We start from the raw sequence: 23,051 nt of genomic DNA, 5'->3' as shown, positions 1-23,051 counted from the left end.
TCCCTCATCCTCGCTTCCTTTTAGCGATTGAACATATGACATTCCAAATCTGGCCGAGTCACATCGTGCAACTGGCAGTCGTATTCGGTCTGTTGATCTTCGCCGATACGCTCGGACGATCCGGGCACTCCGAAGGAGGGATCGACGAAGAGACCGGGTACATGGACCCGCGATTCGATTCGATGGATCGTCCTCCCGGAGTTGAGATCGAAGCGTTCGTCAACAACGCTCCGATCTATGACGTTGACGTCGAACGAGCGGCCGCCAAAGCGTTTGGCGCCGCCAGCAAAGGGGATCTGGATTTGCCGTTTGGGTTGAAGTCCTCGGTTCTCAACCGCCTGATCGATCGTGAGTTGGCGCTGCAGTACATCGAATCGACCGACTTCCGCCCTTCGAGTTCGGAGGTCAATCGCGAGATCAGCCGTGTGAAGAAAGAGCTAGAAGCTCGCGGCAAGTCGCTCGACGCCTATTTGACCGAGAATCATACCGACATGCGCATGTTGCGGCGGCGGATCGCCTGGAATATCGCGTGGCCGCGTTACGCCGACGCGAGTCTGACAGACGATAACCTGCGTCGCTATTTTGAACTGCATCGTCGTGACTTTGACGGCACCCAACGAAAACTCTCGCAGATCTTGCTAACAACCAACGAGACGGAACCGAGCCAAGTGGTGGAACGTCAGCGTGACATCGCCGCTCGTCTGCGCGTCCAGATCAAACGGGGTGAGTTTGCGTTTGAGAAAGCGGCGCGAAGCTATTCCAATGCTCCTTCCAGTGAGCAAGGGGGACTAGTCGGTTGGATCGGTCGTCACAACCAACTTCCCGAAGAGATTCATAACGCTGCGTTCGACGCGCCGTTGGGCGAAGTGGCCGGCCCGATTCAAACTTCCTTCGGCATCCACCTGATCTGCGTGACGGAAGAACAGTTGGGAGAGATCCCGTGGGAAGAGGTCAAGCACGAAGTCCGCGAAGCGGCCGAACGCTACTTGTTCTCTTACACAGCCGATCGAGGACGTTCGCAGGCGGATGTGAAGTACCGAAACTCGTACGAGTATCCCGAAGAATATCGGGACTACATGTCGCCCTATCCCGAGCCGCGACATATGGGGCCGTCACCCACCATGAGCCATGGCGGCGGCATTTAAGCGGTCGGTGCGGAAGCAAAGCCAAATCGAAGACGCAAAACCAAACCAAAGCGGGCGAGCTTAGCCCGCTTTGTTCTTTTCTTGCAGCTCGCGCAGCTCTTTGCGCCGCAGTTCTTCGTTGTGGCGATTCGACGCATAGCAAACGGCCATTACGCCTAGGCTGACGAACAAAGAGACGAGGATGTAGTTCAGCACCCAACCGCCGCCAGGCGCGGCCTCCTCTTCCCCATCTTGGGCGAGCAAAACGACCGCCGGCGAAAGGACGAACAAAACGGTCAGATAGGTCCAAGCCAGGCGAATTCGCGAGATCATCGGCGGTCAATGCGGCGTACGAGGAGCGAAACAAGAGGTCGCAGCGGCGGCTATTCCGAGTTGCGATCGAGTCCGCATTGTACTCTGACCAGCCGTCCCTGGACAAATGCGTCCCCTCGCAAGTAGCCAAAAGCCCGCAAAAAAACCAAGTCGCCCGATTGGCGAATTCCTTTGTCTCAGGCGAAGTCGAGCAAAAATTCTCAATAACGCCAAGGAAAAACTCCTTGTCGTGAGCGGTGGATTTATTAGGCTGAAGCGTTTGCACCCGCCCCCATCTTTTCCGACAGAGCGTCCGCCCCCATGGATACGTCGATCACGATCGTTTCTTTCGTCTTCTTCACTGCGCTGGTCGGCGTCATCACGTGGTGGCTGACCCGCGGCGATCAGCATGGGACGTCAGCCGGTTACTTTTTGGCGGGCCGCACGCTGACCGGGGGATACATCGCCGGTTCGCTGATGCTGACGAATCTGTCGACCGAGCAATTGGTCGGTCTGAACGGGGCGGCCTATAAAGATGGCATTTGCGTGATGGCGTGGGAAGTGGTCGCCGGCATGTCGCTCGTGGTCATGGCCCTCCTCTTTTTGCCGCGCTATTTGAAAAGCGGAATTGCGACGATTCCCGAATTTTTAGAGACGCGATTCGACGAACGAACGCGTTCGATCACGTCATTCATCTTCATTGTCGCCTACGCCGGCATCTTGTTGCCGATCATTTTGTACACGGGCGCGACCGGGATGATCGGGATTCTCGATCTGCAAAACATGCTTGGACTAGGAGACGTTCCCACGGTTCTAGGTATGGAAACCGATTGGTTCCTGCTGTGGGTTGTCGTTTGGTTGATCGGCATCATCGGATCGATCTACGCGATCTTCGGCGGGCTGCGCACCGTCGCCGTTTCGGACACGCTGAATGGGTTTGGTCTGCTGGTCGGCGGGGCGCTGATTGTTTGGTTCGGCTTGGCCGCGATCAACGGCAAATTTGGCTTCGAAGCGCTGGGAAACAATCCCCTCACGGCGATCGAAACCTTACAGACGGCGAACCCAGAAAAATTCAATTCGATCGGCGGTCCCGATAGTTCGGTGCCGTTCTCGACGCTTTTTACCGGCGTGCTGCTGCTCAATCTGTTTTACTGGAGCACCAATCAACAGATCATTCAGCGAACGTTTGGCGCTTCGAGCTTGAAGGAAGGACAAAAAGGGGTGCTGATGGCCGGATTTTTGAAGATCCTGGCTCCGCTGATCCTGGTCCTGCCGGGCATCATCGCTTATCAACTGTTTCACGAAACTCTGCCGATGGAATCCAAGGACTTGGCCTACGGCAAGCTGGTGCAACACGTGTTGCCGACTCCGCTGGCCGGATTTTTCGCCGCGGCGATCATGGGCGCGATTCTGAGTTCGTTTAACTCGGCGCTCAACAGCACCGCGACCCTCTTCAGCTTGGGGGTTTATCAGCACATGATCCGTCCCGGTGCGACCGAGAACGAAGTGATCCGCTCCGGCAAATGGTTCGGAACGATTATCGCGGTGACATCGATGACAGTCGCGCCGCTGCTGGCGGGACAAGACAGCATCTTCGGCTATCTGCAAAAGATGAACGGGCTCTATTTCATCCCGATTTTCTCGGTCGTCTTGATCGGACTGTGCACCAAGCGAGTGCCGGCGATCGCGGCGAATATTGCGCTGGTAGTCGGATTTGTCGTGATCGCGCTGGGATACTTTGTGCCGACGCTGGCCAATCTGTTGGCCGGGCCATTTCGTGAATTTCACTTTCTGGGGGTAGTCTTCGCAATGCTGATCGGGATGATGTTATTCATCGGCGCGATCAATCCGCTGGCCACGCCGTACGAGCAAAAAGATAGCGGCGCGGTCGATATGACCAGCTGGCCGCTTGCGTGGCCCGTGGGGATTGGCTTGATCATCACGGTGCTGTCGATTTATGGCTACTTCGCCGATTTCAGCGTGCTTTGGACTGCTGCGAGCAACTAATGGATATCTATAACCTGGACGAAGTTCCGGCCTTTACGACCAAAGATGGCTCCGAGATTCGTGAGCTGCTAGCGCATCGCAACTCGGCGATTCGCCAGCAGAGTCTTGCGGAGGCGCGGATCCCGATTGGTCGTCAGACGATCGCGCACTATCACAAGCTGACCGAAGAGATCTACTACATCACGCAAGGGACCGCCGAGATGAACATCGACGGCGAAGTCCGCAACGTAACGGTTGGCGACGCGATCGCGATTCCCCCTGGCGCGACGCATCAGATCACCAACATCGGCGCGGTCGAGCTACGACTGCTCTGCTGCTGTGCGCCAGCCTACGAAGATCATGACACGATCCTGATGGAGTAACGCCCCGATTGAGCGTTACTCTTCGATGGCCAGGGGCGTTGGTCCGACGCTAGGACGCCTCGTTCGTCAGCGCATCTGCTGCTGCTTGCAGCGATTCCATTTGCGATTTCAACGCGGCGCTGTCCGCTTTCGCTTCGTACAGCGATTGAAGCTTCTTCGCTTCATCGCGGACTTTGGTGAAGCCTTCACCACGCTCCGAAGCGCCTTCTAGAGACTCCAGCATCAAGTCGAGACCCCCTTTGGCGGAACGCGGCGACTTCTCCGCAGCTGTCACAAAGTTGGTGACTTGATCATGGACGGTCTGGGCGATTTCGGGGTCCGTCGTTCCTGCGCCTTGTCTGCTTGGACCGCTGGGACAACCGGTGCAAAACAGCAAACAGGCGACAACAAGAGCAAAGCTGCGAATGAACATAGGATGATTTACCTGGAATCTGCGAAATAGCCAACAATAGCAAGCGAAGCGGCCTGATGCGAAGCAGGAAACCCATCTGCCGGCGGAGATGCGACAGATGGGTTCGTGGGTTACGAATTGACAGGTTTTCGCCTGACGTTACGGCAGCGTGGTGGCGTTACCATCGGCGATCGACAGCGCATTGACGTAGGTCGTCTGGTCGATCGTTTCCGAGACAAAGCGACAACTAGCGTCTCCCAAGCACATGATGACGCCGCCGGGATGGAAGCTGCGAGCGGCGACTCCACCGTTGGTCGAATCGGGATTGCTGTTAAAGCCGAAGACCGTTTGCGTCGTCGTATTCCCAGAGTAATTGCTCGCATCCATTCGATTCTTGGTATTCGGCGTCATGATAATCTCAGGCGAAGTCGCCGAACTGCGACCATTGAAGGTCGCGCCAGTGCCGAAACCCCAAGCGCCGCGATCATCGCCGGTATGGCTAATGATCATGATCTCGCTGAGAATCACCGAGTTCGACGTGCCATCGGTCATGTCACGAAACTTGGCGCCATATTGGCCAACAACGCTGAACGCGCCTTTGCGGGCGCTGTTATTGAAATCGGCGAGCGGCAGTTGGCGGCATCCGCCCAGGCTGGCTGCGTAGTTAGTCTTGGCGAAACCATCGAAATCGTGAGTCACGCGTGTCGTCACTTCAGGATGACTGGGACACAGAAACGCGTCCGGGCGTTGCCGAGTGACCTGGTTATTCGTCGAATCGCGAGCAACGACTCCAAAATCATATTGGTCATACAAGTTATTCTGCTCTAGGAAGGGCAAAATCATCAAAGCCCAGGTCGCGCCCCAATCGTCGTTGCGCACCGTTTCAGGCGAGGTCCCGGTTCCTAGCCAGACCGCCGCCGGCGCAAAAGAGCCGAACGTATCGTGGTAATTGTGCATCGCCAGACCAATCTGCTTTTGTTGATTGGTGCATGACATGCGACGGGCCGCTTCGCGGGCTTGTTGAACAGCCGGCAGCAGCAAGGCAATCAAAACGCCGATGATGGCAATTACCACGAGTAACTCGACCAGGGTGAACCCAGTACGTTTTTTTGCATTAGAAAACTCCAGAAAGCCTAGAAAAGAGAAATTAATTCTTGCAAAAGACACAATGATAAGTAGAAAACGGGCGGTCCTTTGCGCTAAGTAGTCCCTTATTGTATCGGCATCGCTGAGATTCGTTGCGAATCCGATTGGAAAATCCGAAATTTTGCTGTAACTCGTGGAATTTCAACCGCTGATAAATCCATTTGCGCCCTTAAGGCGAGTAGTCTTACATTGACCCGCTGAGTTTTTTTGCGCGATCCAGGCCTGAATCAGTTGAAAATGAGCGATTGGGCAAGATGGAGGACCACGGTGGCTGTCATAGCGCCGCCCTTTTGGTTCGAATTTGGCGCGTGCGACCTGTGGCATGTCGGCTGTGGTAATAGCGATCATTGATCCCCAGTTTAGGGAGGCAATTCACCCCCCCCTCTCTCCGTGCCATGGCGCGCAACTGGCGACAGGATTGCCTTTGGCGACTTGTGCCCGAAAGTCTCGGTACGAGTCATGAAGGTGTTGCGTCGCCCACCCGCTAGGCGTTCTGCGGGGAGATAAATGGACCCGCGCTCCGCAGCCGATTTAAGCGATACGACTCTTCCTGTTCTTGAAGCAGGAAGCGGCCGCTGAGAACGCTTCGTTCGATGGGGCTCGCTTTCACAGCATCACCGCGTAGGGTTTGTTGAGCACGAATCGCACCCCAATTGGCCCCCGATTGCGGCAGCCGTATCATGAGGAATCACGCCTGCTGATACGAACGTCACCTCTGGAGATTTCCCAATGAGCGATCATGGCGCCGCGAAAGAAATCGGCACGCTGTTAGCCGACTACGCTGTCTTTTACCAAAAGTTGCGCGGCTATCACTGGAACGTCGTTGGGAAAGACTTTTTCCCGCTGCACGCCAAGTTTGAAGAGTTGTACAACGACGCGGCGGAAGGGATCGACGCGCTGGCCGAACGCATTCGGGCACTTGGCGCCAATCCGCCGGCCACGTTTAGCGAGTTTCTCAAATTGACGACAATGACCGAAGACAGCTCGCAGCCGTCGGCCGAAGCGATGGTCGCCAATCTGCACGCCGACATGGGCAAGCTGAACGACCACGTCAAAAAGGTGCATGCACATGCCGAAGAAATCGGCGACACCGGCAGCGTGATCATCCTCGAAGACTTTATCGTCAGTCTAGAGAAAGAGCGCTGGATGCTTAACTCTTACCTGCAGGCGTAACGCCGCGGCAAGAAATCGCAAAAGGCGATCCAGCCAGCGGGGGCAAACTTAGGGGAATTGCCGGCTGAGATCGCCTAAAGCGGGGGACACGTCGAATTTCGAAGTCCATCGTCGTGCGGGCAAACAATGACGAAAGCGCTCCTCACTCGACACCTCAATTGTTCGCATGCTCACGAACGAAGTCCACCGCTGACGAATGTGGTTTTCCGTATTCGACCAGGCGAACTGACCGCCAACGCAGGACGCGAATCGCCATGTGGATGGCGCCAGCCTGCGCCATCGTCACAATCGGCGCTCGCCGTTAGTCGGCGTGCGGAACCAGCTGGCGCAGATACTCGAGCGATTGCTCGATTTCAGCGCGTGGCGACTGGGGATTTTCGCGCACGACCGTGAGAAAACCGTTGTAGCCGGCGTCGTCGAGGATCGCCAGCAACATCGGAAAATCGGCGGAACCTCGTCCCAGTTCGACTTCAATACCGCGACCAATCGCCAGATCGCGGACTCCATCTTTCGCGCGAACATGCCGTACATGTTTGATCAGCGCTTCTAACGACTCCCGCGCTGAGAAGCCGTTGACGATCAGTGCGCCCGGATCAAACTCGACGCCCAGCAGTCCGTCTGGTAACACGTCGAGCAGGCGGTTGAGATCTTGGGCCGATTCGGGACCTGTTTTGGCGGTCATAAAGACCCCTTGCTGATGCGCGTAACGGCCGATCTCGGACATCACGTCGCGCAGCAGCGTGAAGTTGGGATCGGTCTCTTCCGCCGGAACGCGACCAATATGATTGGTCAGCACCGGAGCGCCGAGCTTGTAAGCGCAGTCGATCGCCTCTTTGGTCGCCAGAATGCGGCGATCCAGATCTTCGGAGTCGTAATAGCCGCGGCGCGTCGGATAGGTCGCGGCACAAACTTTGAGATTCAAGTCATCCAGCAGTTTGCGAAATTGCCGGACGCCGGTTTGCGACAGTTCGCGCGGCGCGATTTCGTGGCGCAGATCGATTTCGACGCCGCGAGCGCCTAGTTCCGATGCGACCTGCAACGCTTTGCGGACCGGAAGGCGAAGTGAACGAAGTTGAACTCCAAAACGAAACATAACGGTTATCGCGATTGTCAGGGTTGTCGAGTGGGGGGGGCGTCCAAGCAGCGGCTAATCGATGACGCGTCCGTCTGGCTTTATCTGTGGAATAAGCAAGGTTTTCAAGTACCTTTGCGCGCAGCAAACGCTCGCGTCGTTGATTATCGTCCCTTTGCGCCCCCTGCGATATGACCTCGCTCCTGTTATTGCCGATTCTGATTGCCGCGATGCCGCAGGCCGATGCGCCTATCGAATCGCGTCATCCAGAGGCGATTGAGCTTTACCATTGCGATTTCTCGCAAGACTTTGATCTGAACTACGACGAGTGGCCCGATCAATGGACGCGACGCGGGGGCGTCGGATATCCGCGTTACCTGGATATCAAAGTCTCGGAAGAAGACGCCGCCGTCGGCGAGCGGTCGTTGAAAATCGCACTCGATGGCGGGGCGGCTGCGATCTATAGTCCGCCGATCGAAGCACGGGAAATTTTCAGTTATGTCTTGGAAGCGCGGATGCGGACCGAGGGGCTGACGTATGACAAAGCGTTTCTCTCGATCACCTTTTTCAACGCCCAAGAAGAGCCGATCGAGACTTTCTACTCAGAGCAATTTCGAGAGACCGGCGGTTGGATCAAGTTGCGCGTCGGACCGGTAGCGCCCAGTTCGTCGGATGTCGCAATGGTGGTGATCGGACTGCATGTCGAGCCGAGCGGCAAGATCGATGAAGACCTCACCGGCGCCGCTTTCTTTGACGATATCTGGTTCGCGCGGCTGCCGAAGATGATGCTTGCGACTCCTGACAACAATCATGTCTTTTCCGATCCCAGCAAGATCGAGATCGTCTGCGAAATCACCGGCATCGTCGAACGAGACCCGAGGATCGTCTTTGAATTGGTCGATGTTGGTCGCCAGTCGTTGGCCAAGATGGAAAGCCGCTTGAACGGCAGAGTCGTGGCGCGCAAGTCGAATCTGGCGTCCGAGTTGTTCGGCAAGCAAGCGCAGACGACCGTCAATTGGGATGTCGGCTACGCCGGCAAGATGCAATGGAAGCCGCCGATATCGCAGTTCGGCTTTTATGAAGTGCACGCCACCATGATCGGCAGCACCGGGCTCATGCATCGCCGTGTGATTTCTGTAGCGGTGGTGCCAGACGAACTTCCGCCCACCTCGGGTGAGTTCGGCTGGTCGCTGCGCGATGCGGAAACGCCGCTCGACATGACCAACATGGGCAACTTGTTGACCAAGGTCGGCGTGAACTGGGTGAAGTTTCCGGTTTGGTACGGCGAGAACGAAAAAGAGCGGGCCAACGAAGTCGCGCGCTTTGCAGAGCGTTTGAAGAAGAACCATATCGAAATGATTGCGCTGATCGACAAGCCGCCGGCTGATATTCGCTATCTGTTTGGCGAAAGCGAGAACTTGCTGGTCGCCAGCATCTTCGCCGAGCCGATCTTGTGGCGCCCTTACCTCGAGCCGGTGATGACCCGCTTGTCGCTGAAGGTGCGGTACTGGCAATTGGGCTCCGACGAGGACGTCAGTTTTGTCGGCTATCGCAACTTGATCGAGAAGCTGTCGCAAATTCATGCCGAGCTGAAAAAGTCGGGACAGGACATTCGACTCGGCGTGCCGTGGCGCTGGATGGCCGAAACTCCTGCAGCGCGCAAACTTCCCTGGGACTTTCTCGCGTATTCGATCATTCCGCAAAACGGCGACGTGAACGAAGTGATTCCGTTGACCAAGGATGAACTCGCTTCGTACCTGGATCGTTCGGCTGGCGCGGCGCAGCGATTTGTCACGATCTATCCCTTGGCGCGCTCGAAATATACGACCAACGAGCGGGCCCGCGATTTGCTGGAAAAGATGTTGGCCGCCAAGATACATCATGCCGAAGCGGTTTTCATTCCGCGGCCGTTCGATCGTGAATATGGTTTGATGAACGAGGACGGCTCTCCTAGCGAATTGCTGCTCCCTTGGCGGACGACGTCGCAAATGGTCTCCGGCGCGACCTACTTGGGGGAACTGGAGCTTCCCCATGACAGCAACAACCATGTATTCACGCGCAACGGGGCGACAACGATGGTGATTTGGAACGACCGTCCCGGCGTCGAAACCTTGTATTTGGGGGACAACGTCGAAGTGGTCGACCTCTGGGGACGCCGCGTGACGCCGGCTCAGGAGGAGCACCGCCAAGTGATCGAAGTCGGACCGATCCCGATATTTGTTGTCGGCATGAGCGAGTCGGTCGCCAAGATGCGGATGAGTTGCCAGTTTGACCCCAACGTCTTGAGCAGCAATTTTGGCATTCCTCAGCGTTTGAAGTTGTCGATGAAAAACGAGTTTCCGCAAGGCTTGAGCGGGGTCATCCGCATTGTTGGCCCCGACGTCTGGGAGATCACGCCTGACGTGACTCCGTTCAAGTTGTCGCTCGGCGGCGAGTACGTCAACATGCTGAGCATCTTGCTGCGGAACGACGCTTCGAGCGGCTATCAGCGCGTGCGGATGGATTGTGAAATTGAAGCCGACAAAACGTATAAGTTCAGCATTTATCGGCGGATCCTGATCGGCAGCGGCATGCTTAGCGTCGAAGCTTCGAGCCGGCTGGATAAAGCGACCGGCGATTTGATTGTCGAAGCCGAACTGTTGAAGCAAGATGACGAGTTCGCGACCTTCGACTGCATGCTCTTTGCGCCCGGCAGAAAGCGAATGCAGCTGCGGGTGACCAACATGTCGCGCGGACGGAAGTTGATCACTTACCGCATTCCACAAGGCTCGGATTTGATCGGCGCGAACCTGCTGCTGCAGATTCGAGAGATCGGCGGGGTTCGGATCTTCAACCACCGCGTCGTTGCCGAATATTAGCGGCGCCGCAATCGATCTGGCGCCTACTCCCAGTTTAATGCGTCCAGCGTGCGCGCCAGTCGCACCGCTTCGCGAAATGGCGCCAGCGACCATTGCGGCTTGTAGCGAATGGCGAAATAGAAATCGATGTCGTAGTGCAAATTCACAACAGTCGATGCGCTTTTGCAATGGCTCACATCAACGCGCAACGTTTGTCGAGCCCGTGATTCGGCGCCGATCAAGCTGCCCCAAAGATGACCGCGGCGAAAACGGAGCGTTGGGTCGTGGGCCACCTGGCGAAAGCCGGCGGCTTGGTAAAAGTCAATAATGCGTTGCTGCAGATTGTCGGCAGGGGGCACTTGAAATCGAAACTGATCGACGAAACCGCTCCAGATAAATCCAGCCGGACATTCGGCGTGGACCAGTTGCCCAGAATCGACCGCTTGCGGCGACGCGTAAGGATTCATTTCGGACATGCGAGTCGCCTTCGGTTCAAGCAACGAGGACATGCTTGAATGATGGCGCGATTTGCTGACACTGACAAGAAAAATGCGCAGAGCGGCGTTTGCGACGAGCTAGTGCTAGCAATGCCGAGAGTCGATGCGATGTCGCGGCCGCTGAGGAGGAGATCGCCGATTTCGCCCAACCGCGAAGGGCGCTCATGCTGCGTCTTTGCAGCATGAGCCTAGCGCCCGGCTTCTCGATTGCTAATCTTTTTCCCGGGCTACCGCGGATTCGATGCCGGACTCGAGCGTCATCAAAGGAACATCTGCGACGAGCTCGCCCAGCAGTCCAGTGGTTACCGCCAGATCAAACAGTCGCGACTTGGTCGTGATCTTGAGCTTGCGAAAAATACTAGAGCGGCGGAATTGGACGGTCCGCAGGCTAAGTTGGATCTGATCCGCGATCTCTTGATTGGTGCGACCGGCGAGCATCAACCGCATCACGTGCGATTCTTCTTTCGTCAAGCTTTTTAAGCGCGTTCGCCCGGCGGCGTTTTGCTCAAGCTGTTGTTTTCGCGAGAAAGCCGCGCCGACGGCGCTGCGAATCGCGGCGAGCAATTCTTCGCTACGACACGGTTTTTGCAAAACGGCCGAAGCGCCAAGCTGCATCGCTTGCACGATAATCGCTACTTCGGAAGCATCGGTAAGAAAGACCGTCTCGATCGAAACAGGGAGCGCCTGGACGCGTTTCAATAGATCGAGATGATCGCGATTCAGTTTGAGCAACAGGCAACCGCAGGACCCCGGTGAAAGTAGGTCGAGAAGTTGATCGGATTTCAGAATCGAGACGAGTGGTAACGAGATCGATTCGACCAATCTTTGGAGCGAATCAATCACCGCAGCATCGTCATCAACGAGGTACAGCGAAGGGACGTTGGTCATGGACTTCCAGCTACAGGCAAAATGTCTCACGCCGCGCAGTTCTTCTGCGCTGCTTTCTATGCCGATAGTGTGCTGCCCATAGCTTTGTCATCTCTAGCATCATCACTTTGTGCTCTGCATCAAGAACAAAATGTCCACGATGCGATTCTCGGGCTTACCTGCTGTGCCTGAATCCTGAGCGACGAAACGCTGATTCTAGAGATGTGATCAAGTGCGACAAGTGGAAGGATTAATGAGACGAATTTTTGGAATGCATGACAACTATAGCATACGAACGCACTGGGAAAAAACCTCAAATTCGTCGCAATTCGCCCCCGTCTTGCGCTACTTTGGCAAAGTAACGGAGTGCCTTTTGCCGAAACAGCGCAGAGGGCGTCAAATCGTTCGGCCAGAAATAAAGAAATGATTTATTTTGCTTCGGTTCGCTTCGGCGCATGAAGAAAAGCTGGTCAATTTGACCAGCTTTTTTTGCGGGGGGAACTTTTCGGCGACGCAGGTCGCTTACTCTTTGATGATGTCGTTGACCGTCATGCCGGAAGGAATCATCGGCAGCACTTGTTCTTGGTACGGGACTTGGACATCCAGCACGTAGGGCCCGTCGTAGTTGATCATCTCTTCGATCGCGGCCCGCAGTTCGGACTTGCGACTAACCGTCGCTCCGCCGCAGCCGAAGCCTTTGGCGATCATCACAAAGTCCGGGTAACGCTCGGCGGCGTAACGTTCGTTGCCGTCGCCGGTCGCTTCCGGATGATGGACCGGACCCAGATAGGTGTGAGCGCGATTGCCCGACATGAAACGATCTTCCCACTGCACCACCATGCCGAGATGCTGATTGTTGAGCAGCATCACTTTGACCGGCAGTTTTTCGCAGAAGCAGGTCGCCAGCTCTTGGATGTTCATCGTGAAGCTGCCGTCCCCTTCGATGTCGATGCACAACGCGTCAGGAAATGCGACCTGAGCGCCCATCGCGGCCGGCAGGCCAAAGCCCATGGTTCCTAGTCCGCTGCTGCTGAGCCAGGTACGGGGCTTCTTAAACTTGTAGAACTGCGCGGCCCACATTTGATGCTGACCGACGCCGACCGAAATGATCGTGTCCCGTTCTTTGCAGATGTCGTTCAACTCGGCGATTGCGTGCTGCTGCAAAATGCCTTCAAACGACGTGTCGTACTTCAGCGGCTCGTCTTTCTTCCACTTGGCGCACTGCGCGACCCATTCCGAAATGTCTTCCGGCTTCTCGACGATATCGCACAGCATCCGCAGCGCCGGCTTCAGGTCGCTGACGACCGGGAAGTGAGCCAGTTTGTTTTTGTTGATCTCGGACGGATCAATATCGATGTGGATAATCTTCGCGTGCTTGGCGAATTCGGCCAATTTGCCGGTCACGCGATCGTCAAAGCGAACCCCCAGCGAAATCAGCAAGTCGCAGTTTTGCACCGCATAGTTGGCGTAAACCGTTCCGTGCATCCCCAGCATGTCCAAGCTCAGCGGATCGTCGCCTGGAAAGCTGCCGAGCCCCATCACCGTGGTCGTGATCGGAATGCCGGTCTTTTCGACCAACTCACGCAGTTCTTCCGAAGCTCCGGAAGTGATAATCCCGCCGCCGGAGTAGATCATCGGGCGTTTGGCCCGCTTGATCGCCGCCGCGATTTGCTTGATCTGTTCTGGTTTGGCCGTACGGGCTTCGTAGTTGTAGCCCGGCAGATTCATCGCACAGTCCCAATCGGGCACAATCTGCTCGAGCTGGACATCTTTCGGAATGTCGATCAACACCGGACCAGGCCGACCGGTCGAAGCGATATGAAACGCTTCTTTCATGATCCGGGTCAGGTCGGCGATGTCGGTCACCAAGTAATGATGCTTGGTGATGCCGCGACAAACTTCGACGATCGGCGTTTCTTGAAACGCGTCCGAACCGATGACGGCGCGCGGCACCTGAGCCGTGATCGCGACCATCGGGATGCTGTCCAGTTTGGCGTCGGCGATCGCCGTCACCAGGTTGGTTGCGCCCGGTCCGCTGGTCGCCATGCAAACGCCGACTTTGCCGGTGGTGCGAGCGACGCCTTGAGCGGCGAAACCGCCCCCTTGCTCGTGCCGCGGCAGGATCGTGCGGATCTTGTCTTTGTAACGCGTCAGCGCCTGGTGCAACGGCATGCTGCAACCGCCGGGGTAGGCGAAGATGACATCTACGCCGTGCCGTACCAACGATTCGATCATGATGTCAGCGCCAAGCATCAGTCCCGTGTCGGTAGCGGTAGTAGCGTTCACCTTTTTCAACTCCGTAGCAGTAACAGAAAAAAATGGGATCGCCCCTGGCGATCCCGGCGGTATTTCTCGCAACGTATAAGGATAGGCGAGTCGCCCGCTAGGTTCAACCAATTGTCGAACTTCTCCGACGCGGGAAATCACCGTCCCAATGCGCTCTCCCGCCTAATATCGGCGGGCGGCGAGCGAGAATTCAAAGATCGACCAGCCAGCAGGGGTAGGCCGTTTTTGCGGGAAATTTAAATTCCGCCGCTCCTGTCGGGGCAATTGTCGCTTATCGGTTTCGCCAATCGACGCCGCTGAGCTGGCTCAGGGCAAGAAATAACGACTGAGTCCCGTCGCGACCATGCCCTTGGGACTTTACCCCCTGGTAGAGCTGTTCGGCCAGCGCGAGCCCCGGTAAAGCGATACCCATTCGCCGCGCTTCGGCCAGCGCGATCCCCATATCCTTGATGAAATGCTCGACAAAAAATCCAGGATCAAAGTTGTTGTCGATGATTCGCGGGGCCAAATTGGTCAGCGACCAACTGCCGGCCGCTCCGGAGCTGACCGATTGCAGGACTGTTTCGAGGTCGAGCCCCGCTTTGTAGCCGTACAGCAAGCCTTCACAAACCGCGACCATTCCTGACGCGATTAAGGTTTGGTTGACCATTTTTGTGTGCTGTCCAGCGCCGGGACCTCCTTGGCGGACGATGGTCTTGCCCATCGCTTCCCAACAGGGCTGCAGCGCGGCGACGACCGCTTCGTCGCCGCCGATCATGATCGACAGCCGGGCCTCTTTGGCGCCGATGTCTCCGCCTGAGACCGGCGCGTCGACGCTTGTAACCCCTTTGTCGGCGGCAGTTTTGGCGATCTCAATCGCCAACGAAGGCTGGCTCGTCGTCATGTCGACGATCACATTACCTGCTTTGGAGCCCGCCAAAACCCCATCGTCCCCCAAGATGACCGCGCGCACGTCGGTCGGAAAACCAACGATCGTGAAGACGACATCGCTCTGCTGGGCGACTGCCTGCGGCGTTTCGCCCCACGCGGCGCCTTTATCCAACAGGCCTTGCGCTTTCGCTGGGGTGCGATTGTAAACGGTCGCCGAGAAGCCAGCGTCGATCAGATGCCCGCACATGCTAGCGCCCATCACGCCGGTACCGATCCAACCAATCTTCGTTTTGCCGGGAGTAATCGAAAGCGGGGGCATGTCTCTGTCTCGCAGTGGGGGCGACGGGGAAGGGAAAAACGTGTTTTGCGGCCTGCGCAACTTAAAACATCAGCGGCCGAAAGTACAGCAGCGAAACTAGTCCCAAGGGGGCGTTAGTCGAGCAGTCGACATCGCGTCTGTTCGTCGCAGACGCCGCAAGCGACATCCTCACCGCGACAGCGAGCCAGGCAGACTTCGATCCGCTCGGCCATGATCTCGGCCATTTTTTGATGCAGACCCAGCGGAGCAGTCACCATATGACGAACGCCGGGATGTTGGGCGGCGGCTTGGGCCGCTAGTCGCGGGATGTCTTCGCTCCAATGCCGGCCCGGCGAGAGAAAATAGGGATGCACGATGACCAGTCCAGCGCCTTGCGCAACGCAGCGAGCGAAAGCGGCGGCGATCGAAGGTTCGGCCAATTCCATATGGGCCGCTTCAACAATCGGGCGGCCTGTCGTTTGGCGGAAGAGCTGGACCACTTCCAGCAGCAAGTCGTTGCTTGCGGCGCGGCGGCTCCCATGATCCACGACGACGATGCCGATTGTTTCGTGATTGGGCGTTTCGCTCTGCAAGCGAATTTCCTTCGTCTTATGGAGAAAAGGTTGCGTACGTCTGTTGTTTATCTTCGGCGGACTTCCACATGCTGGCAACCGCCAAGGCGCCGTTGTGAAGGGAAGAAAAGCCAACTATTCTGGCGAAAGTCATGATCGACCAAATACCAACCATCCTGGGCCTGACCGTCGCCGTTTTTCTGGTGATGTCGATCGGGGGCTCCGCGCGACATCTCGGCTGGCTGACGCGTGAAGCCGACGAGGGGATGCTGAAGCTTTGTATTCGCGTTCTCGTTCCATGTCTGATCTTTCGCTCGGTCGTCGGCAATCCGGCCTTCGATGACGCGACCAACATCTATATGCCGCCGCTGTTCGGCTTTGTCAGCGTCGCCGGCGGAACGTTGATCGCGGCCTGGATCGCCAAAGCGACTGGTCGCTGGACCGGAATGCTGGACGCGAAGACCTTTAGCTCTTTCGGCGTCTGCGTCGGCATCTTCAACTATGGCTTCGTCCCGTTGCCGCTGGTCGAAAAGCTGTTTGGCGAAGAGGCGCTCGGCGTGCTGTTCCTCCATAACGTCGGCGTCGAACTAGCGATCTGGACAGTTTGCGTCGGCTTGATCGCCGGTGGATTGTCAAAAGGCTGGTGGAAGCATGTGCTGAACCCGCCTAGCATTACCATCGTGGTCGCACTGTCGGTTAACTTTTTGGGACTGGCGCCGTACATTCCCGAGATGGTCCAGCAGGTGATGTTGACGCTCAGCGCGGCCGCGATCCCGATGATGATGTTGCTAATCGGCGCAAATTTCTTTGATCAGATCACCGGCGCTGACGATAGCAACGGCGAAAGTGAGAGCTTTTGGGGAACAGCGACATTAGCCGTGCTGCTCCGCTGCGGTCTCTTTCCGCTCTTCTACCTTGCCGCCGCGGCGCTGCTGCCGATCTCACGCGAATTGAAACAAGTCGCCGCGATCGAAGCGGCGATGCCGGCCGCGGTCTTTCCGATCGTGCTGACGCGACTTTACGGGGGCGAACCGCGGATCGCTTTGCGAGTCACGATTGCGACCACGATCATCGGCCTGGTGACGATCCCCCTATGGATCTCGTCGGCGATCGGAGTGCTGGGCTTGGAAGAATCGTTGATTCACGTCAATGAGCAAAGCGACAAGTCGCCGGCCGACGCCGAACCACCGAAAGCGATCGCTCCCCCCACCGAAACGGCGGCGACCATTCTCCCGGCCGGTGCGCCAGCCAAAGATGCGGCCGCGCTCGGTCCACAAGTCGTGGAGATCAACGCCCAAACGATCGCCGGCTTAAAAGTGCGCACCAACAATTTGAGCGAGTCGAATTCGCTGACCGGCAAGATCGGCGGCCTCTACCGGCGCTACTTCGCCGAGAAGATCGCGGACTCGCTGCCGAATCCTTCGCCGCGCTACGCCGTCTATCATGACTATCAGCAGCAGAGTCAGGGAGACTATGTGCTGTTGGTCGGCGGCGCCGTCGATCAGGTGACGAGCGATCAGCTGGCGACGGCGACGATTGAGCCTGGCAAATATCTGAAGTTCCAAGCTCACGGCAAACAACCGGAAGCCGTCATCGACGCTTGGCGGCAGATCGCCGCGTACTTCCCTGATAGTCCGCACCGCCGAGCCTATACGACCGATTTTGAGCGTTACGACGAGCAATCGCCCGACACGGTCGAAATTTTTGTCGCGATCGAGTAACTCGCAATCATCTCGATCCGCCGCTTGCGTCGATCCTCGGAAGGAAGGCCTGTCTCTTGTGACGGTGCGGTGTGATAGGCGCCTCCCTGATCACCGCCGCTTCCGCGAGCGGCAAGATGGCGCTGTTTTGGGCTCCATTGACCTGGTGAAGGAACTCTCTTTGGATACTCTGATTCTATTGCTCATTCTGATCACGCTCTGCGCGATGAGAGGGGAGCAGCGGTGGCAAGTCTATCTGCCGTTCTTCGCTTCGCTGATCGCGACGATCCTGCTGTTTTTGGTGCATGCATCCAGTTCTCTGAACCTCAACTTCTGACCGCAAAGCGACCATGAACAAGCAGCTCGGATTTTGGATTGCGCATTTCAACGTGGTTGTCGTCTGCATCGTTTTGCTGGGCGCTTTCAGCGTTCAGTTTGGCGAGCAAGAAATACCTTGTCCGCTCTGCATGCTGCAGCGCATGGCCATGATGCTCTGCGCGATGGGATCTGCTTACGTCATCTTGCAGGCCCGCTCAGGCGCATTGTCGATCCCTGAATTTGCTGCCGGGTACGGCATGAGCATCTTAGCCGCCGTATGCGGCGCCGCGATTTCGACACGCCAAATTCTGCTGCATATTGTTCCGCCGGACCCCGGCTATGGAGACCCAGTATTCGGGCTCCATTTGTACACTTGGGCGCTGGTAGTGTTTGTCGTAGTGTTGATCGACAGCGGCCTTAATCTGATGTTCGCCGGTTCGCTGGTGACGGATCAGCCCGTGAAATTCGGCTCGGTTTCAAAGGGAGTGATCGGCTTGTTCGGAGCGGTGATTGTCGCCAACCTGCTGTGCGTATTTTGCCAAGCAGGATTCCACTGGATCCTGCCCGACGACCCAGCGCGCTACGAACTGTTCTACGACCTCGGAATATTCAACGCGAACTGATCCAGCCGAATTTCGTCCTATAGATCAGAGAGCCAAACCAGCTACAATACAGAAAAGCTGGGCAAATCGCGTTCGCCTCTTTCCAAACTGCAAACGCGGCCTGGCGCACGTCTCTCTCACACTGTCTCCGTAGCTCAATTGGATAGAGCGTCGGCCTCCGAAGCCGAAGGTTAGTGGTTCGAGCCCACTCGGGGACACTTTCTTATTTAGAGCGAGTAAACAACGTTCTTCGCTCTACTAGCTCGCTGATGGATCGTGAGCTTGCCGCGTCCTGTCTCCAACTAACCTTCCCATAAGTGCAGTCGGGGATGCATCTTTCGCCATTCGGGGCGCGGTTTCTTTGGCGATAGCCCGTGCTGACTTGTCTTGCAGGGGGGGCTTCCTCGCGGATTTTCGGGTCGGCTTTCTCTTTTGTGTCGTATGACGAGTTCAAGAGGCGGGATTTTTCTTGACTGCGAAAACAGTGTTTGTACACTGTGGCAACAAGGCGGGATGCATGCGTGGACGGTGGATCGTTTGCGTCATCGGATCCCATCCTCATGCTCCTATCCATTTTTGGTACGAAGACGCCCTGCCCCTATGGTGTTCCTATGTCAATTTCGAGTCCCGCGCATGCCGCGACAAAAGCTCAACGCATTTTTCTTGACCTTCGCTCAAAGATCCTTTCAGGCGACATAGAGTCCGAAACGCGCCTGACCCTGCGCCCGTTGGCCAATGAATACGAAAGTGGAATCAACGCGGTTTCTGAAGCGATTAAAGCCTTGGCGGCGGAAGGGCTTGTCAAATTGGAAGGGCAAGCCGGCGCCCGCGTGATCGCTCGAGATTTAAAACAGATTCGAGGCGAATACATCCTGCGAATCGCGATCGAATGTGAATCAGCGCGGCGTTGCGCCGAACGTGCCGACCAATCACAGTTGACCATTCTTGGCAATATGGCGCAGCAGGTCGATCAGCTGTTTGAAGCGGGAGACAAGTTAGAGGAATGCCGTCAGGCCGATGTCCGTTTTCATTTGACGGTGGCTCAATTTTCGGGCGTCCCGCAACTAGAAACGTCGCTTGCGCCGTTGCTAGATCGCTTGGTCATGTTGGATCAAACGGAATCGCAATGCGACGAATTTCCAGGGCAAAAACATCAGGAAGTGTTTGACGGACTGAAAACTCGCAAGCCGCAGGTCGCTGCAGATGCGATGCGCCTGCATTGCGAGCATTCGATGAATCTATCCCTCGCACTGCTGTATTAACGACGCTTCGCGGCCTTGCGTCCCACGCCAGAGAAGCGAGGCGCCCATTTCCACGAATCCTCCATTTCTCCTCATGCGATTTTCCACCAAGACGGCTGCCTACTAGCAAAAAAGGTTGAAGCGATGATGAAATTTGAGCTACGCCTTCCGGTCGCGACCATTCGACTGTTCGTATTAATTGGCGTCATTGCTTGTTCGCCGCCGGTCAACGCCGGCGAACTCTTTGTGGGGGCGGCGACTGTCAGCATTACGCCGGATGGTCCTGTCTCGCTCACCGGTCAACGTCATACGCGAATCGCCAAAAAGGTTGAATCTCCCTGCACGGCGACCGCACTGGCGATTGAAACTCGCGACGACGATCGTTCGATCGATCAAGTCGTTTTCGTTTCCTGCGATTTGGTCGCGATCCGGGGCGACGGCGGGTTAAAAAATCTGGTGCTGGCGGAACTGGGCGAAACGCTGGAGGGATTTTCTGGTGAAAAACTAATCTTAAACGCCACCCATACGCATACCGCACCCACGCTGATCGATGGGCGGTACAAACTGCCGGAAACGGGAGTCATGCTGCCGAAAGAATACCGCGAATTTCTGGTCAAACGTCTCGCCGCAATCATCACGGAAGCCTGGACCAAACGCGAGCCTGCCCAGGTCGCATGGGGACTGGGGCATGCCGTAATCGCCCAAAATCGCCGCGCTGTCTATAGCGATGGAACCGCGCAGATGTATGGCGCAACGAACAGCGACAAGTTTCGCGGTCTAGAAGGGAACGAAGATCACGGAGTTGAGATTCTCTATTTTTGGAACGAGAAGGATGAACTGATCGCGACCTCGATCAATGTGGCGTGTCCTTCGCAGGAAGTCGGGGGGCGAAGCGCAGTCAATGCCGACTTTTGGCATCCCGTTCGCGAAGCTTTGCGCAAAAAATATGGCGAACAGCTTATGGTCCTGGCATGGACAGGCGCAGCCGGCGATCAAGTATCGCGCCTGATGTATCGCAAAGATGCTGAGGAACGGATGCGGAAGCTGCGTGGGATCGATCGCTTGGAAGAGTTGGCCCGCAGGATTGTGACGACGTGGGAAGACGTCTATCAAGTGGTGAAAGCAGATCGTCGCGACGATGTTCTGCTTGAGCATCAAGTCAAAGACGTTTTGCTTCCTTATCGCAAGGTCACCGCCCAAGAGGCTGAACAAGCAGCTCGCGAGGTAGAGAAGATGACCGACCCGAAAGAGGTCTGGAATCGCCGCTGGCATGGTCAGGTGGTGGAGCGATATGAAACGCAACGTAAAGAACTGCCGAACTACGAAATGGAGCTCCACGCCGTTCGACTTGGTGATGTCGTCGTTGTGACCAATGACTTTGAACTGTTCACCGACTTCGGCGTGCAAATCAAAGCTCGCAGCCCCGCGCTGCAGACCTTCGTTATTCAACTCTGCGGCCCAGGCTCTTATGTGCCGACGACCCGTGCCGTCGCCGGCGGAGGTTATAGCGCCGTCGCACAAAGCAGCGTAGTTGGTCCCGACGGAGCTCAGGTTCTCGTCAATGAAACGAGCGTTTTGATCGACAGCCTCTGGCGGCCGAAGCAGAAGGTCACATTAGCTGCTCCCTAACGTTCTCGGGGGCCTTGGTATTCGATGAATGTTAGTAAAAAAGTTGTCACTTGACGGGCCCACCATTGTTGGTACGCTGGTCCAACGGTGGTGGGGTGTTATTGCGGCGTGTTTCATTTGCGACCGATCCGCCCCTTCGAGAGGAGAGACCGAATGTCGCTTGCTCGATATCGAATCCTGTTGTTATGGGCCTGCGCGGTGACGCTGCCGTGTCTCGGCGAAGTTCGTCATTCGGCGGCCGACGCGACGACTTCTACGGTCGCCGCCGCGAGCAATCTTTCGATTCAGCAAATTAGGTTTGCGAGCGGCCCTGCGGAGAACGCTGCAGGTTTACGACCCCGCTTTCTGGCGTTCTTTACAGAAGAGATAGTCTCCCCAGGCAATCTTTCTCGCCTGACCATGACGCACCCCAAAGCGGAAAAAGACCATCTACTGGCGGCGTTTACTACAGGAAGGCTTGAAACAGAATTTAAACGGCGTGGAACCGGCGGAACGACTCGTCGATTGGATATGAAACGAAGAGGAGTACTTTGACCCCCCAAGAGCCAAGCGGCTCTATTTTTCGAGTGATTCGCCATCGCCATAGATTCACCAAGGCGCTGGCTTTCCGACACCAGCTTTGCGAAGGGCGCAGATCCATTTTATTTTTTGACCGGTTGTCTATGAGGTAACGCCGACTGTCTATCTATGCTCGCCTACGCGATTGCCTGGTATCGATTTGATTGTGCTGTAATCCGCCTTCTTATCTAAACAGGACTTATCACCATGCGTATTCGAAAAGGGAACATCTGTCTCGGTTTCACGCTTGTCGAATTGTTGGTAGTTATCGCAATTATCGGCGTTCTGATCGCGTTGCTGTTGCCCGCGGTCCAGCAGGCACGAGAATCGGCCCGGCGAATCTCGTGCAACAACAATCTCAAGCAACAAGGCTTGGCCATCCACAACTATCACGACACGCTGCTGTCGTTTCCGCCGGGGCACATTCTCGGTTCGACGATGTCGGACCGCATGACGTTCGTCGGGTTTCTTTGGCCCTTTCTAGAACAGAACGCGTTGTACGAACAAATTCCGGCTCCGAAGTTTCCGGACTGGGGTGGTTGCGGTAACGCGACGCAATCGGCCCTGTTGGGGACGGTCCTCAGCATGTTTCAGTGCCCATCCGACGGCCCAAGTCTATTTGGCCATTCCTGTCGCTCGCGAAATAGCTATGTCTCCAACGCGGGCATTGGGCTTCTGAAAAAAGAGTTGGTTCCAAGTCATACGCGCGGGGTCTTTTATCAGAACAGTAATGAGAAGATGCGCGATATGTTGGATGGCACGACCAACACGATCGGCGTTTCGGAGACGATTAAAGTGGAGCCCGGCAAGCGTGGCGATTATCGCGGCGCTTGGAGTTATCCCGAAGGTTCGCACTACCAACATGACAACACGCCGAACTCGACCGTCCCGGATGAGATTCGGACTTCGTGGTGCGACTCCGCGGATGCTCTCGACCCGCTTGCGCCTTGCATTGGAACCTACGCGGCCCATGATTCGCGAGCCATCAACATGGCGGCGCGAAGTCGGCACCCCGGCGGCGTTCTGACATTGATGATGGACGGTTCGGTGCGGTTTGTCAGTTCCACGATCGATCTCACCACCTGGCAAAGTCTGGGAACGCCGCGGGGGCATGAGGTAATCGGCGAGTTTTAAAATTGAAATTTATCATCGCCGCTATTCATGTCGGCCTTATTGCAAAGTGATTCGA

The 23,051-nt window shown here is 56.4% G+C and carries 21 protein-coding genes and 1 tRNA gene; 13 read left to right on the top strand and 9 right to left on the bottom strand.

The window, feature by feature from the left end; translation table 11 throughout:
- Positions 1-35: 35 nt before the first annotated feature.
- Complete coding sequence (locus DSM3645_RS00665; RefSeq protein ID WP_002650033.1) at positions 36-1,145, top strand: peptidylprolyl isomerase; 1,110 nt, start codon at positions 36-38, stop codon at positions 1,143-1,145.
- A gap of 60 nt (positions 1,146-1,205) precedes the next feature.
- On the opposite strand, the gene DSM3645_RS00660 is transcribed toward DSM3645_RS00665, so the two are convergent.
- Positions 1,206-1,457, bottom strand: coding sequence for a hypothetical protein (locus DSM3645_RS00660; protein WP_002650032.1), 252 nt, complete (start codon positions 1,455-1,457; stop codon positions 1,206-1,208).
- Positions 1,458-1,757: 300 nt separating this feature from the next.
- Between DSM3645_RS00660 and DSM3645_RS00655 the strand changes: the two genes are divergently transcribed.
- Positions 1,758-3,443, top strand: a complete 1,686-nt coding sequence (locus DSM3645_RS00655; RefSeq protein WP_002650031.1) for a solute:sodium symporter family transporter — start codon at positions 1,758-1,760, stop codon at positions 3,441-3,443.
- Positions 3,443-3,805, top strand: coding sequence for a cupin domain-containing protein (locus tag DSM3645_RS00650; RefSeq protein ID WP_002650030.1), 363 nt, complete (start codon positions 3,443-3,445; stop codon positions 3,803-3,805). Before DSM3645_RS00655 ends, DSM3645_RS00650 begins: the two co-directional genes overlap by 1 nt.
- A 49-nt stretch (positions 3,806-3,854) precedes the next feature.
- On the opposite strand, the gene DSM3645_RS00645 is transcribed toward DSM3645_RS00650, so the two are convergent.
- Together DSM3645_RS00645 and DSM3645_RS00640 are read right to left on the bottom strand one after the other, a co-directional pair.
- On the bottom strand, positions 3,855-4,217 hold the full coding sequence (locus DSM3645_RS00645; RefSeq protein ID WP_002650029.1) for a hypothetical protein: 363 nt from the start codon (positions 4,215-4,217) through the stop codon (positions 3,855-3,857).
- Positions 4,218-4,355: 138 nt separating this feature from the next.
- Entirely contained in the window at positions 4,356-5,270 is a 915-nt protein-coding gene (locus tag DSM3645_RS00640) for a DUF1559 domain-containing protein (protein ID WP_002650028.1), read from the bottom strand.
- A gap of 801 nt (positions 5,271-6,071) precedes the next feature.
- Between DSM3645_RS00640 and DSM3645_RS00635 the strand changes: the two genes are divergently transcribed.
- Positions 6,072-6,515, top strand: coding sequence for a Dps family protein (locus tag DSM3645_RS00635; protein ID WP_002650027.1), 444 nt, complete (start codon positions 6,072-6,074; stop codon positions 6,513-6,515).
- 301 nt (positions 6,516-6,816) lie between these two features.
- Here the strand turns inward: DSM3645_RS00635 and DSM3645_RS00630 are convergent, their stop codons facing one another.
- Complete coding sequence (locus DSM3645_RS00630; protein WP_002650025.1) at positions 6,817-7,608, bottom strand: sugar phosphate isomerase/epimerase family protein; 792 nt, start codon at positions 7,606-7,608, stop codon at positions 6,817-6,819.
- Between the two features lie 170 nt (positions 7,609-7,778).
- On the opposite strand from DSM3645_RS00630, the gene DSM3645_RS00625 reads away from it, so the two are divergent.
- Entirely contained in the window at positions 7,779-10,445 is a 2,667-nt protein-coding gene (locus DSM3645_RS00625; protein ID WP_002650024.1) for a hypothetical protein, read from the top strand.
- A 23-nt stretch (positions 10,446-10,468) separates the two neighbouring features.
- Here the strand turns inward: DSM3645_RS00625 and DSM3645_RS00620 are convergent, their stop codons facing one another.
- From DSM3645_RS00620 to DSM3645_RS27440, 5 genes are all read right to left on the bottom strand, one after another.
- The gene (locus DSM3645_RS00620) at positions 10,469-10,900 is read right to left on the bottom strand and encodes a hypothetical protein (protein WP_040351430.1); all 432 of its coding nucleotides are present in this window, start codon (positions 10,898-10,900) and stop codon (positions 10,469-10,471) included.
- 231 nt (positions 10,901-11,131) lie between these two features.
- Positions 11,132-11,809, bottom strand: coding sequence for a response regulator transcription factor (locus tag DSM3645_RS00615; RefSeq protein ID WP_002650022.1), 678 nt, complete (start codon positions 11,807-11,809; stop codon positions 11,132-11,134).
- A gap of 501 nt (positions 11,810-12,310) precedes the next feature.
- Complete coding sequence (gene ilvB / locus DSM3645_RS00610) at positions 12,311-14,041, bottom strand: biosynthetic-type acetolactate synthase large subunit (RefSeq protein ID WP_040351482.1); 1,731 nt, start codon at positions 14,039-14,041, stop codon at positions 12,311-12,313.
- A 304-nt stretch (positions 14,042-14,345) separates the two neighbouring features.
- Positions 14,346-15,263: an NAD(P)-dependent oxidoreductase gene (locus tag DSM3645_RS00605; RefSeq protein WP_002650019.1), complete on the bottom strand. Its 918-nt coding sequence runs from the start codon at positions 15,261-15,263 to the stop codon at positions 14,346-14,348.
- 113 nt (positions 15,264-15,376) lie between these two features.
- Positions 15,377-15,835, bottom strand: a complete 459-nt coding sequence (locus tag DSM3645_RS27440; protein WP_002650018.1) for a CbiX/SirB N-terminal domain-containing protein — start codon at positions 15,833-15,835, stop codon at positions 15,377-15,379.
- Between the two features lie 131 nt (positions 15,836-15,966).
- Between DSM3645_RS27440 and DSM3645_RS27435 the strand changes: the two genes are divergently transcribed.
- From DSM3645_RS27435 to DSM3645_RS00565, 8 genes are all read left to right on the top strand, one after another.
- On the top strand, positions 15,967-17,535 hold the full coding sequence (locus DSM3645_RS27435; protein ID WP_002650017.1) for an AEC family transporter: 1,569 nt from the start codon (positions 15,967-15,969) through the stop codon (positions 17,533-17,535).
- Positions 17,536-17,695: 160 nt separating this feature from the next.
- Complete coding sequence (locus tag DSM3645_RS30345; RefSeq protein ID WP_154657797.1) at positions 17,696-17,851, top strand: DUF5993 family protein; 156 nt, start codon at positions 17,696-17,698, stop codon at positions 17,849-17,851.
- Between the two features lie 13 nt (positions 17,852-17,864).
- Positions 17,865-18,455 carry a disulfide bond formation protein B gene (locus DSM3645_RS00585; RefSeq protein ID WP_002650015.1) on the top strand — a complete coding sequence of 197 codons (591 nt, stop codon included), beginning with the start codon at positions 17,865-17,867 and terminating at the stop codon, positions 18,453-18,455.
- A 123-nt stretch (positions 18,456-18,578) separates the two neighbouring features.
- Positions 18,579-18,652, top strand: a tRNA-Arg gene (locus DSM3645_RS00580).
- 342 nt (positions 18,653-18,994) lie between these two features.
- Positions 18,995-19,696: a GntR family transcriptional regulator gene (locus DSM3645_RS00575; RefSeq protein WP_131282064.1), complete on the top strand. Its 702-nt coding sequence runs from the start codon at positions 18,995-18,997 to the stop codon at positions 19,694-19,696.
- Positions 19,697-19,822: 126 nt separating this feature from the next.
- Positions 19,823-21,304 (top strand): hypothetical protein, encoded by a 1,482-nt coding sequence (locus DSM3645_RS00570; protein WP_237564728.1) that lies wholly within the window; start codon positions 19,823-19,825, stop codon positions 21,302-21,304.
- A gap of 153 nt (positions 21,305-21,457) precedes the next feature.
- Positions 21,458-21,838, top strand: a complete 381-nt coding sequence (locus DSM3645_RS30120; protein ID WP_131282060.1) for a hypothetical protein — start codon at positions 21,458-21,460, stop codon at positions 21,836-21,838.
- Between the two features lie 231 nt (positions 21,839-22,069).
- Positions 22,070-22,996, top strand: a complete 927-nt coding sequence (locus tag DSM3645_RS00565; RefSeq protein ID WP_002650012.1) for a DUF1559 domain-containing protein — start codon at positions 22,070-22,072, stop codon at positions 22,994-22,996.
- The last annotated feature ends 55 nt before the right edge of the window (positions 22,997-23,051 follow it).

The sequence above is a fragment of the Blastopirellula marina DSM 3645 genome (assembly GCF_000153105.1).
In the GTDB taxonomy this organism is placed as follows: domain Bacteria; phylum Planctomycetota; class Planctomycetia; order Pirellulales; family Pirellulaceae; genus Blastopirellula; species Blastopirellula marina.
The sequence above is the reverse complement of the archived record's forward strand: the minus strand, read 5'-3'. Positions and strand labels throughout refer to the sequence as shown.